The organism is Corynebacterium sp. HMSC11E11, assembly GCF_001807025.1.
Classification (GTDB): Bacteria; Actinomycetota; Actinomycetes; order Mycobacteriales; family Mycobacteriaceae; genus Corynebacterium; species Corynebacterium freneyi.
Genome location: NZ_KV787139.1, coordinates 1 through 11,809 on the forward strand (window position 1 = coordinate 1; position 11,809 = coordinate 11,809).

General features: G+C 69.6%; 11 protein-coding genes. 5 read left to right on the forward strand and 6 right to left on the reverse strand.

The features are described from left to right. Nucleotides 1–65: 65 nt before the first annotated feature. The 3 genes from HMPREF3121_RS06140 to HMPREF3121_RS06150 all read right to left on the reverse strand — a co-directional run bounded on the left by HMPREF3121_RS06140 (nt 66) and on the right by HMPREF3121_RS06150 (nt 4,472). Nucleotides 66–1,340: an alpha-amylase family protein gene (locus HMPREF3121_RS06140; RefSeq protein WP_070521054.1), complete on the reverse strand. Its 1,275-nt coding sequence runs from the start codon at nt 1,338–1,340 to the stop codon at nt 66–68. A 40-nt stretch (nt 1,341–1,380) separates the two neighbouring features. Continuing rightward, a complete protein-coding gene (locus tag HMPREF3121_RS06145) occupies nt 1,381–2,871 on the reverse strand; it encodes a M20 metallopeptidase family protein (RefSeq protein WP_224371575.1) in 1,491 nt (496 codons plus the stop codon). Nucleotides 2,872–3,017: 146 nt separating this feature from the next. Beyond that, a complete protein-coding gene (locus tag HMPREF3121_RS06150) occupies nt 3,018–4,472 on the reverse strand; it encodes a M18 family aminopeptidase (protein ID WP_070521056.1) in 1,455 nt (484 codons plus the stop codon). Between the two features lie 69 nt (nt 4,473–4,541). Here HMPREF3121_RS06150 and HMPREF3121_RS06155 point away from each other — a divergent pair, with 69 nt between their 5' ends. Together HMPREF3121_RS06155 and HMPREF3121_RS06160 are read left to right on the forward strand one after the other, a co-directional pair. Further along, a complete protein-coding gene (locus HMPREF3121_RS06155) occupies nt 4,542–5,459 on the forward strand; it encodes a patatin-like phospholipase family protein (protein ID WP_070521061.1) in 918 nt (305 codons plus the stop codon). A 325-nt stretch (nt 5,460–5,784) separates the two neighbouring features. After that, entirely contained in the window at nt 5,785–6,036 is a 252-nt protein-coding gene (locus HMPREF3121_RS06160; protein ID WP_070521064.1) for a HigA family addiction module antitoxin, read from the forward strand. A gap of 45 nt (nt 6,037–6,081) precedes the next feature. Here the strand turns inward: HMPREF3121_RS06160 and HMPREF3121_RS06165 are convergent, their stop codons facing one another. Next, entirely contained in the window at nt 6,082–7,122 is a 1,041-nt protein-coding gene (locus tag HMPREF3121_RS06165; protein ID WP_141743004.1) for a hypothetical protein, read from the reverse strand. Nucleotides 7,123–7,382: 260 nt separating this feature from the next. Beyond that, complete coding sequence (locus tag HMPREF3121_RS06170; RefSeq protein WP_141743005.1) at nt 7,383–7,607, reverse strand: hypothetical protein; 225 nt, start codon at nt 7,605–7,607, stop codon at nt 7,383–7,385. A 13-nt stretch (nt 7,608–7,620) separates the two neighbouring features. Between HMPREF3121_RS06170 and HMPREF3121_RS06175 the strand changes: the two genes are divergently transcribed. Continuing rightward, nucleotides 7,621–8,469: a hypothetical protein gene (locus tag HMPREF3121_RS06175; RefSeq protein ID WP_070521072.1), complete on the forward strand. Its 849-nt coding sequence runs from the start codon at nt 7,621–7,623 to the stop codon at nt 8,467–8,469. 79 nt (nt 8,470–8,548) lie between these two features. Continuing rightward, nucleotides 8,549–9,751 carry a CapA family protein gene (locus tag HMPREF3121_RS06180; protein WP_070521075.1) on the forward strand — a complete coding sequence of 401 codons (1,203 nt, stop codon included), beginning with the start codon at nt 8,549–8,551 and terminating at the stop codon, nt 9,749–9,751. Between the two features lie 94 nt (nt 9,752–9,845). Here HMPREF3121_RS06180 and HMPREF3121_RS06185 read toward each other — a convergent pair whose 3' ends face one another. Further along, nucleotides 9,846–11,060, reverse strand: coding sequence for an HtaA domain-containing protein (locus HMPREF3121_RS06185; protein WP_246816089.1), 1,215 nt, complete (start codon nt 11,058–11,060; stop codon nt 9,846–9,848). Between the two features lie 190 nt (nt 11,061–11,250). Here HMPREF3121_RS06185 and HMPREF3121_RS06190 point away from each other — a divergent pair, with 190 nt between their 5' ends. Next, nucleotides 11,251–11,730 carry a DUF1877 family protein gene (locus HMPREF3121_RS06190; RefSeq protein WP_070521077.1) on the forward strand — a complete coding sequence of 160 codons (480 nt, stop codon included), beginning with the start codon at nt 11,251–11,253 and terminating at the stop codon, nt 11,728–11,730. Nucleotides 11,731–11,809: the final 79 nt, after the last annotated feature.

An 11,809-nucleotide genomic window follows, 5' to 3' on the forward strand; every position in this document is an offset into this window, starting at 1 on the left:
CGCACATGATGTCGGCGGGTCGTGCGCGTCGTCGTCTTGTTCGGACGTGATCGACGTCGCGTGGTTCAGGGGCGGGGGAAGCGGTACTCCACGTTTTCGCCGTCGCGGATTTCGACCGACGGTTTGCCGGTGACCTCGAGGGCGACGGCCAGCGAACGGCCGTCGGCGCCGACGTCGTAGGTGATGCGTTCGTTGGCGATGGACGTCACGGTCACCGTGGCCCGGTGCAGCCAGGGGTGGCGGCGGCGCAGTCCGATGAGCTGCCGGTGGGCGTCGTGCATCCAGTTGCCGAGGGAGGACAGTTCCTCCGGCGTGGCCGGGAAGACGGGCCGGACCTGGTCGTCGCCGCCGAAGCGTTCCTCCTTCACGCCGGTGTAGCCCTGCTCGTCGCCGTAGTAGATCAGGGGGATGCCGCCGACGGTCATGAGCACCACCAGCGCCAGCACGGCCTTGTCCTGGCCGACCCGGGAGGCGATGCGGGTGACGTCGTGGTTGCCCACGAAGGTGACGGGGACGAACGACTCGAGGAACGCGTCGTGCCGGCCGAGGGTCCACTCGAGCTCGTAGAAGTTGTGGTCCTTCAACGCCGACCACGTGGCCTTCCACAGCTCGTACTCCGTGACGGAATCCATGGTGGACCGGGTGACGATGTCGACGTAGTCGCCGTGGATGACCTCGCCGTAGACGAACGCGTGCGGGAAGTCGGCGCGCACCGACGGCAGCACCCGGGCCCAGAAATCGGGGTCGACGGCGTAGGCGGCGTCGAGGCGCCACCCGTCGATGCCGCGCTCGAGCCAGTGGCGCATGACCGACTCGACGAACTCGGCCGTCTCGGGCGCCCGGTGGTCGAACTCCACCAGATCCAGGTGCCCCTCGAAACAGGGCGCGGTCGGCTCCTCCCCCGAACGGTCGACGTCGAAAAGCTTCGCGGACGCGGAATCCGGATCGTCGAGCGCCTCGCGGAACATCGGCGCCTGCGACGACAGGTGGTTGAACACGCCGTCGAGCAGAACCTTGATGCCGCGCTCGTGGGCGGCGGCGATGAGCCGGTCGAACGCCGCGTCGTCGCCCAGCCGACGGTCGATGCGGAAGTAGTCGAGGGTGTCGTAGCCGTGGGTCGCCGACTCGAAGATCGGGCCGAGCTGCAGGACGTTGAGCCCCAGCTCCTGCACGTAATCCAGCCAGTCGATCAGGTGGTCCAGCCGCGCGGTTCCCGGTGCGGCCGCCACCGCGGCATCGGACTCGTCGCCGTGGACGGGGGCGCCGGTGAAACCCAGCGGGTACACGTGCCAGCCGATGGCGTGCTCGAGCCAATCGGGCGTGGTGCGGGAGATGCTCATGCCCCCACCTTTACCATCACCGCGGTCTTTCCCGGCCGGGTCATTCCTTGCCGTCGAGCGACGCCTCCCGTGCCTGGCCCCGGGCTTCTTCCGAGATGTGCGGCTCGCGGGGCCCGCCTGCGTCGCCGACGGGGGCGGGGGCGGGGCCGGTGCCGGCGCCGTGGAATTCACGACGGTCGCGCTGCTCACCGGCCTTCGACTCGGGCACCCGCAGTCCGGAAGTCGCCGGCCGCGGCGGAACGGCCCCGGCGGCGGGCATCACGGTCTCCTGCTGCGGGCGGCTCGGGGGCAGCGGCAGGCCGGGGGCGAGCGCGTCGAGCGCGATCTGCACCTCCACCTTCACGCCGGCCGACATGGCGCGCTCGGCGACGTCGTAGCGGGAGTTGTGCAGGAAGTAGGGCATCCCGTTTTCGGGCCCGCCACCGCCGAGGAACATGTAGCAGCCGGGCACTTCGCGGGAGAAGTAGGAGAAATCGTCCGACGGCGCCCACGGTTCGGCCTCGAACACCCGGTTCGGGCCGATGGCGCGGGTGGCGGCGTGCCAGGCGCGGTCGGAGGCGACGTCGGCGTTGACCACCATCGGGTACGGCGTCTGCCATTCGAAGGTGGCGGTGGCGCCGTGGCCGTGGCAGATGCCGGTGACCAGCGTCTCGATGCGCCCGCAGATCGACGCCCAATCCTCTTCGTCGATGGAGCGGATGGACACCTCCAGCCAGGCCGTGTCGGGGATGACGTTGCCCGCTTCGCCGGCGTGGAGGGAGCCGACGTTGACGATGTTCATGTGCTTCGGGTCGAGGTTGCGGCTGACGATCGTGTTCAACATGACCGTCACCTCGCTGGCGACCATGACGGGGTCGACGGACAGCTGGGGGTTCGACGAGTGGCCGCCGCGTCCCCGGATGGAGATGGAGACGATGCCGGACATCGTGGACACCCGGCCGCGGCAGATTCCGACGTGCCCGATGGGGTGCGGGGCGACGTGGAAGGCGTAGACCTCGTCGAGGTCGTCGGCGGCGCCGAGGGCGACGAGTTCGCGGGCGCCGCCGGGCAGCATTTCCTCGGCGTGCTGGAACAGCAGTTTGACGCGGCCGTGGAGCCGGTCGCGCATGTCCTGCAGGATGCGGGCGGTGCCCAGCAGCATGGCGGTGTGGACGTCGTGGCCGCAGGCGTGCATGACGCCGGCGTTGTGCGACGCGAAGGGCAGGCCCGTCTCCTCCTTGATGGGCAGGGCGTCGATGTCGGCGCGGTACCCGATGGTCCGGCCGGTCGCCGGGTCGCCGGCGGTGCCGGTGATGGTGCCCACCACCGACGTCGGGGTCAGGCGGACGGTGTCGATGCCCCAGTCCTCGAGCAGCCCCTCGATGAAGTCGGCGGTGGCGTACTCCTGGAAGCTCAGTTCGGGGTTTTGGTGGAGGTGGCGGCGCCATTCGATGATCTCGCCCAGCGGCACCTCGAATGTCGCGGCGGGCCCGGGGGCGGGCTCGGCCGTGGGGTCGAAGGCCATGCCTTCGTGGGTGCGGGGGTCCGTCATGTGGCGGGTCCTTGTCTGCCTGCGGGAACGTCGGTCCATGCTTGGCGACGGCCACCGTGCTCGCCATCGCCGTGTTCCCCGACACTATGCGGCGGGCGGATCACCGTGCCACCGTTCGGGGGAAACGAGGGGCCTCGGGGACGGGCTCAGGCGCCGGTCCAGTAGGCGCCGATGATGCGGGCGAGCCACCACGGGTCCTTGACGCCGCACATCTCGCGGGGCGAGTGCATCGACAACATCGCCGCGCCGACGTCGACGGTGGAGATGCCCAGTCGCGTTGCGGTGATCGGGCCGATCGTCGAGCCGCAGGGCTTCTGGTTGGAGGAGACGAAATACTGCACGGGGATGGTCTCCCCCGCCTCCTGCGCGGCCGCCGAGGTGACGCGTTCGAACATGCCCTGCCCGACGGCGTCGGTGGCGTAGCGCTGATTGGCGTTGATCTTCAGCACCGGGCCGCCGTCGAGCATCGGCCAGTGGCCCGGTTCGTGCTCGCCGGTGTAGTTCGGGTGAACCGCGTGGGCGCCGTCGGCGGAGATGCACGTCGAACGGCGGAACATGCGCTGCATGCCGTCCTCGTCGGCGCCGGCGGCCGCGGCGATGCGGCGCAGCACGTCCTCCAGCAGCGGTCCCGCCGCACCGGTCGTCGACGCCGAACCGACCTCCTCATGGTCGAAGGCGACCAGCACGGGAATGTCCCGACCGGAACCGGTGGTCGCGGCCGACGTGGAGGCGGAGGGGCCGTCGGCAAGCAGATGCTCGAAGGCGACCAGCGAGGCATGCACGCTGAGCAGATTGTCCAGCCGACCGCTGGACAGGAACTCGCCGCGCACCCCGAACGTGCGGGGCGGCTGCGTGTCGCACGTGATCAGGTCCCAGGCCACGACGTCGTCGGCCGACACCGGGGCATTCGGGGATTCGGCGGCGGTGCCGGCCTCGTTGGCCGTGTTGGCGGCGTCGGCGAGCATCGCGGTGAACGCCCCCTCATCACCGGCGTACCCGATCACCGGCGTGGTGTGCCGCTGACGGTCCAACTTCAGGCCCTCGTCGTTGACCCCGCGATTGAGGTGGATGGCCAACTGCGGAATCCGCGCCACCGGTCCCGTGCGGGCCAGATGCACGCGACCATCGCGGGTGACCACTCGGCCGGCGAACTCGATCTCCCGATCCGTCCACGCGCCGAGCAGCGGACCGCCGTAGACCTCCACCGCCACCTGCGCATACCCGGCCGCACCCGCTTCCGGATTCGGCTTGACCCGGAAACCCGGCGAATCCGTGTGGGAACCGACGATTCGGAACGCCGCACTCTCGGCCGCGTCCCGCCCGGCGGCGCCCTCCGGCACCACCCACGCCACGGCCGCTCCCCCGCGCACCAGCACATACGCACCCGGCGCCGACGGCCACGCATCGGCCTCGTCCACCAGGGTCGCACCGGCGGCGACCAACCGGCGCGCCACCTCCGCCGCCGCGTGATACGAACTCGGCGAAGCCACGACGAAATCCATCAGATCCGCCACATGATCCTCCGCCGACTCCCACGGCGCACGCGACGAAGCGGCGGCGGGCGTGGACGGGCGGGCGTCGTCAAGCGAAGAAGCGTTCATGCCCCCATCATGGCGCAACCCCGGCCCACACGGCACGTGACCGCCGCCGGCCCGATACAGTGGCGCACCATGGCAAACCGGGCACACGACACCACCGCCGACGACCGCATCAACGCCTCCGACGTCGCCCTCGTCCTCGAAGGCGGAGGCATGCGCAACGCCTACACCGCCCCCTGCATCGAAGTGCTGCTGCGCAACGGCGTCGACGTCGGCTGGGTCGGCGGAATCTCCGCCGGCGCCACGCTGACCGCCAACTACCTCTCCGGCAGCATCGAGCGTGCCCGCTCCACCTTCACCACCATGACCGACAACGCCGAATTCGGAGGGTGGGGCAGCTTCCTGCGCGGCCGCGGCTACTTCAACGCCGAGTGGATCTACGAACAGTCGCCCATGGTCACCACCTCCGGCGTCGGCCCCTACCCCTTCGACCACTTCCTCGAATCGAAGACCGAAATGCGCATCGGAGCCGTGCGCGCCGACACCGGCGAAAACGTCTACTGGAGCCGCGACGACGTAGACTCCCTGCAGACCCTGATGAAGTACGTCCGCGCCTCGTCGACCCTGCCCGGATTCATGGTGCCGCCCGTCATCGACGGCGTGCGCTACGTCGACGGCGCGCTCGGCCCCTCCGGCGGCATCCCGCTGCAGATCGCCCAGAAAGACGGGTACGACAAATTCCTCGTGATCATGAGCCGCGAACGGTCCTACGTGAAGCCGCCCGTGGCGCGGCCGGCGATCATGCGCCGCATATTCCGTCGCGAACCGGCGGTCGCCGAGGCCCTGATCAACCGGCCCGAACTCTACAACGCCACCCGCGCCGAACTTTTCGAACTCGAACGCCAGGGCAAGGCAGTCCTGTTCTTTCCCGATGAGATGACGTTGTCCAACCGCGAACGCGACCTGACCAAGCTCACCGCCGCCTACGAGGCCGGCTTGAAGCAGGCCGAACGCGAATGGCCGCAGTGGCGGGAGTTCATCGGCGCGTAAGGGCGTGCCGGAAGGCGCCGGACCGCGGGTGAACGGAAGCGTCCGACCGTTGACGCCGGATTACGACGCGACACCTGGCGGCGTCGACGTGTCCCCGCCGCCCCCGCATTGCACCCCCGTCACACCCGTAACAGGGTGGCCGGAAAATAATCCGTGACAACCACCGCAGCGGCGACTAACTTCGCCCGAAAGGCGGGATCGTTACCGATTCGTTGCCAACCATGTCGCATGGATCACACGACACGGTCGACGAACCCGTCACGCACGTCCCGAACGACCAGGTGCGACACCACGTCGCACCGCCACCGATCCGAATGGTTCGCCCATGACGCCTCCGACGAACGACCCCACGCCCGGCCAGATCCTGCGCACCCGATTCCTCGCCCCGCTGGGCATGAACGCCGAGCAGCTCTCCGACGCGACCGGGCTGTCCGCCTCGCTGATCGAAGGCGTTCTGGCCGGCACCGTCCGCGTCGACGACGAAATCGCCGCCTGCCTCGGAGACTTCCTGGGCACCGACGCCCGCCTCTGGCTGCGGCTCCAGCGGCACGCCGACCGCAGCCTGCTCACCGCCTGACACGCGCAAGCACGCCAGCCGGCACGTTCCTCCTCGGCAGCCTCCTCAGCAGGGGCTGACGTACTCGTGGCGGTTGCTGAGCACGCGCGCGTTACCGCCGGCATTCGCCGCGGCGCTGCACAGCCTGTCGAAGTCCTTGCCGTAATCGAAGTACAGGGCGTAAATGTCCGCGCCATTGAGCTGGGCACGCAGAGACGGACAGGCGCCCGGGATGGTGAATTCACTGCCCGGGTATTTCGCCAACGCCTTGGCGATGGTCTCCCCGGTGTCCACTCCCGGCTGCACGACCACCGACTCCAGGATCAGGATGCCGCGGGAATCGCACGCCGGCGTCGACGCCCGCACGACCCCCGAACTCGTGGACACGCTGGTGATGTACCCGGACGACCCCGAATCGGAGGAGCCCGCCGAGTCATCGGAGGAGTCGGAGGAGCCCGAACCGGAATCGGCCCCGGAATCGGCGGAGGAGTCCGAGGAACCTGAACCGGAATTGCCGTCGGAATCGGAGATGACCGTTCCTTCCAGGGCGATCTCGCCGTCGGGCCCGGTCAGAGTGAACCCGTCGTCGCCGACCGAACACGACACGGTGTCCGCGTCGACATGGGAACACGTCACGCGCCCGTGTTCGACGTACTCGCCGGCATACAGCGTGCCGGGATTGAGGTTGTTCCCCTCGAAGATCGCGTACTGCGAGCCCTTCGGGGACACCTTCGCCGCATTCGTCGCGTCGGATGATGCGTCGGCCGGGGCATCTGCGGGCACCGTCCCCGTGCACGTGGCCTCGTTCTCGGTGAACATGCAGGTCCGGCCATTGTCGGTGCGGAACGAGTGGACCCCGGGCTGATTCGCGTCAAGAAACGTCGAGGCGTCGATCTTCTTCAGCTCCGCCGTCTCCGACAGCGTGGGATTGGGGCGGCCGCCCTCGTCGGCGCTCGTCGCGGTCCCTTCACCACCCGATACACCGGCGGCGATGGGTTGGCCGACGTCGGGCAGCTGGCCGCAACCGGTCAGGACCAAAGTCGCCGCCGCGGCCACGCCGATGGCCACCCCGCGGGAGCGACGGGGACGCGTACGTGCACTGTTCATGCGTCCACCATAGGCGCGCCACGTCGATTCGGAACCCGAAGCACGAACGGATTCGCCGACCTCGGCATTCGGGACCACCCGCCCCATTCCATGGTGACCGAGATTTCGCCTCGACGAAGGCGATCTCCGCCGGACGCGGGTTGCCCCGTCAGACGACCACATTGAGCCGGACCTCGGCTGCGGGGCTAAAGTTGGTGCGTCGTACGCCGACTGCGGCGGAACCGACGACGTTGACGAGCCGCCCGACGAGCGGCCGACGATCACGGATGGGTGGTGTGCGGTCCTGTGAAGCGGATCATCGCGGCCTCATTGTCTTTGATGATGGCGATCGCGCTCGTCGCCCCCGGTGCCGCCGCCCAATCGCCCCGGTCTTCCACCGCGCCATCCACGGCGTCGTCCGGCACCACATCTCCTCGGACTTCGACCACCGGGCCGACGAGCACGACGTCGACTCCGGCCCCCACCAAGACCACATCCTCGACCACGACCTCGACGTCCGTGGCGCCCGGCTCGTCGGAACGCAGGCCCGCCCGGCGCGACGTCATCCCCGTTCCGGTCCTCGACCACGGAAAGTTCGACACGGACTACGTGGCCCAGGTGTCCTACGTTCACGTGCCCACCGGATTCCGAGTCGACTCCGACAACGCCGACGAGCTGCGCAGCTGCCTGTCGATCTGCAAGATCTTCATCGCCGACCACGTCTACCGCAAGGGCACCGACGCCCACCGCGATCTGGCCACGGAGATGCTGCAAACCTCCAGCGACGGCATCACCACCCAGCTGTACTCGGCCTATCCCGATTCCATGGACGAAGTCGCCGAGCGCTACGGCCTGGAGCACACCACCGGTGGCCGTACCTGGGGCAAGTCGACGACCACCATGCACGACGTGGCCACCTTCCTGGCCGCGAAAGTGGAGGCCGGGGATTTCGACGATCCGGTCCTCGCGGCGTTGGCCTCCCCCGCCTCCATCGCCGCCGACGGCTACGCCCAGGACTTCGGCACCGACGTGCTGCCCGGCGTCATCGGCACCAAGTGGGGCTGGGCGGACAAGCGCAACACCATGAACGCCAGCGCCTCCTACGGCAAGGACTTCGCCGTGGCCCTCAACGTCCTCGGCGATGCCGCCACCGCCACCGACGTCGCCGAGGAATTGTTCACCCCTGTACCGCGTGGCGATTTCGTCGTCGAGGATGACCGACTGGTGCCCGCGTCCGCCGAACACCGCCAGACCGCTGCCGCATCGGCCGACGACCCTTCCGCCTCCGTCGGCGACTGGGTCGCCGGCGCCCTATTGGTTCTCACCGCCGGCGGCATCGTGTGGACGCTGCGCGGGCGCAAACGCTGAACGCCCAGGCCACGCGGGTGTCGCCGATGGATCGCCCCAATTCGCGGCCGCACCGGGCCGGGCGATAATCTCTGCGCCCATGACCGCCTTCGATCACCGCGCCCTCATTCGGGGCACCGACCGCCCCTCCGCCACGCCGTCAACGTTTGCCCGAACGACGGTGGCGGGCGTCGCCCTGGCCGGCGTCGCCTTCACCGCCGCCTGCGGCACCGGTGGCGGAAACGAAGCGCAGGAGGACTACGTGCCCGCCCGGAGTCTGACCATGGCGTTCGGCGGCGACGTGATGTTCGAAAGCCACCTGCGCCCGCTGGCCCACGACGAGGATTCGCTGTCCGAGCTGCGGTCGACGCTGGGTGCGGCGGACCTGTCGGGGGTCAACATGGAGACCTCCCTCACCGAGGGCGGATCCCCGTGGCCCGGCAAGCCGTTCACCTTCCGCGCCCCGGCCTCTGCGCTCGACGCGGTCGCCGGTGCGGGCGTCGACGCGGTGACCATGGCGAACAACCACGCCTTCGACTTCGGCGACGCGGGCGCGGAGGACACGTTCGCGGCGAAGGACGACTCCCCCATCCCCGTCGTCGGCATCGGCCGCGACGAGGACGAGGCCTACGCCCCCGCCACCCTGGAGGCCAACGGCGTGAAGGTCGCCGTCATCGGCGCCAGCCAGGTGTACGAGGAGACGTTGGCCAACAGGTCCGCCGACGAGAACACGGGCGGAATCGCGGCGTCCGCGCCGGATGAGCGCCTCGATCGGCTCGTCGCGGAAGTCAAGAAGGCGAAGAAGACCCACGACGTGGTGGTCACGATGATGCACTGGGGCGTCGAGGCCGCCCACTGCCCGGGTGATCCGGCCATCGACACGTCGAAGGCGCTGGAGAAGGCCGGCGCGGACGTCATCATCGGCTCCCACGCCCACCGCGTCAACGGCCACGGGTGGCTGGGAAACTCCTACGTTCACTACGGCACCGGCAACTTCGTCTACTACCTCACTCGGGACACCGCCGGGCACACGGGCGTCCTGACCGTCACCATCGACGTCCCGGCGTCCGACGAGGAGGCCGACGGTCCGCTGGTCAGCGACGCCGAGTGGACGCCGATGCTCATCGGTTACGACGGCATCCCCCGCCCCGCCGTCGAGGTCGCCGGACAAGCCACCGCCGACCAGCTCACGTCGCTGACCGAGGGCTACCGCTCCTGCACCCCGGCGTCGGCGACGCGCGACGGTGCCGCGGAGTCGACGACGAGTTCCACGGCGGGCACGGGCACCTCCGGCGCATCCTGACGCCGCATCCCGATGCCGCCGCCGGGCATCGCCGCCCGACACGACGGCCCCTCGTCCGCGAACTCTGGGGCGCCCTGGACGCCGTAGACGCCGGTCAGCGGACGCGCTCGACGTCGCCGACGGTGGTCCGCATGGTCCCGGTGCCGTCCGCCCCCTCGGGCCCCTCGGTGACCAGGGCGATGCGGACGCGCCGCACCGAATCGGGGCCGACGTCGTACCCGCGCGACACCTCGGCGGTGATGAAGGTGCCCTGAGGGGAAAACTCGAGCCACGGGTCGCGAATGACCATGTGGACGATGCTGAACCGTGCGGTGATGTCGGCGGTGCCGCGGTACTTCACCGTGCCATGACCGGTTTCCGGGTCACGGGAATCCTCGTGCAGGGTGAATCCGATGCGGCCGTCGTCTGCGGCGACCGCGCCCTTTTTGGGGGTGACGCCACCGCCTGCGATGCCCGCACCGCCTGCGATGCCCGCCAACCGGGATGGTGCGGTGGCGTCGAGGAGCAGATCCGGCGACGACGGGGGCGGCGTATTCGGGCCCGGTTCCGCGGAATAGTCGATCGGGACGAACAGTTCTTCGGCGGCGTTGACCGAGCCGGCCGCGGGGTAGACGTAGACGCCCCAGTTCTCGCCCGGCGGGGCCTCGGCCGGATCGACGGTGATGCGGGCGGTGAACGTGCCGTCCTCGGCCATGGGCTGGGACACGCGCGCGAGCTGGCGGCGCATGTTCACCCCGGTTCCGGGAACGGCGTCGAGGGTGCCGTCTGGCATGACCCACGCCATCCGGTCGTGGGGATGCTCGCGGGCTTCGCCGGGGACGCCTTCGCTCGGTTTCCATTGGTCGGGGAACGCGGAATACAGCACGTACACGCCATTGGGGATGCCGGGCGGGATGGGCACGGGATACCCGCCGCGATTGGCCCCCGGGTCGAAGCCGGAGCCATGGACGAGGAGCACGTCGCCGCGCCTCACGGCACCGGTGACGGGGGTTCCGTCTTCGCGGGTCACGGACACCCGCGGTTCGGCGACGGTTTCGCGCGCACCGTCCCCGGGCATTCCGTCCGAGCCGGTCGCGCCATCCGCGATCGCCGCGGGGATCGAATCCGGGATCGCGGGCAGGGCCTCGGCGGCGGGCACCGCGGCCATCATCGAGGCGACGGCCAATGCGGTCGCCGAGGTCGCGCCCGCGAAGAGCGTTCGGCGGATGGCCACGGCTTTCCCGGCGCCGGGGGCGGTCCCCCGGACCGTACGGGCGAGCGGGATTCGATCCGCGGCGGATGCGGCCGGAGCCATTCCGATCATCTTCATGGCCGCAATCATATAGATAAGGGTTGGCATACCTCAATCTCGTAGGTTGGCCAGTGCCCGATCGTCCCATCTGCGCGAACCCGGACGATGCCACGGAGACCGCCATGCGCCTACAATCGGGGCCCGGAAACAACGCCCGCGACGCGGGGCCACCGCGTGGCGAATCTACCGACGGAGGAGGCGGCCACCGATGCCGATGGGAATGTGCGCCGAGTATCTGCGATTGGCCGAGGACAAGGTGGCGGAACTGCGCGGGCTCGCGGACGCCGGCGATGATCGCGCCACGGGCGAGGTGGTTTTCGGACATTTCGAGGCCATCGCCGACCACGCGGCGTTTGACCTGGACACCGCCTGGGAGAACGTGCTGCTGGCGCTGACCGGCAATCCCCTCGACGGGCAGACCGTCGGCGATCCGCTGGGCGAGTCGATCCTCGGCGGCGAGCGCGTGTGCCGCCAGCCGCTGACGTCGGTGCTCGAGCCGGGGCGGGTCGGCGAGATCGCCGATGCGCTGGAAACCGTCGACTTCGACGCGAGGATGGGCGACAACGGCGTCGCCGCATCGCTTTCCGACGACGACGCGGCGGATCTCCGACGTCGATTCTCCGATTTCGCCGCGTTCTACAGGGGCGCCGCCGATGCGGGGTCCGCGGTGTTGGTGACCATCGCGTAGAGCCCGCACGCGAATTCCGCTGCGAGGCGGCGCGGCGGCACATGGCCACGGCGTGCGAAGTCGAGTCGACTTCGCATGC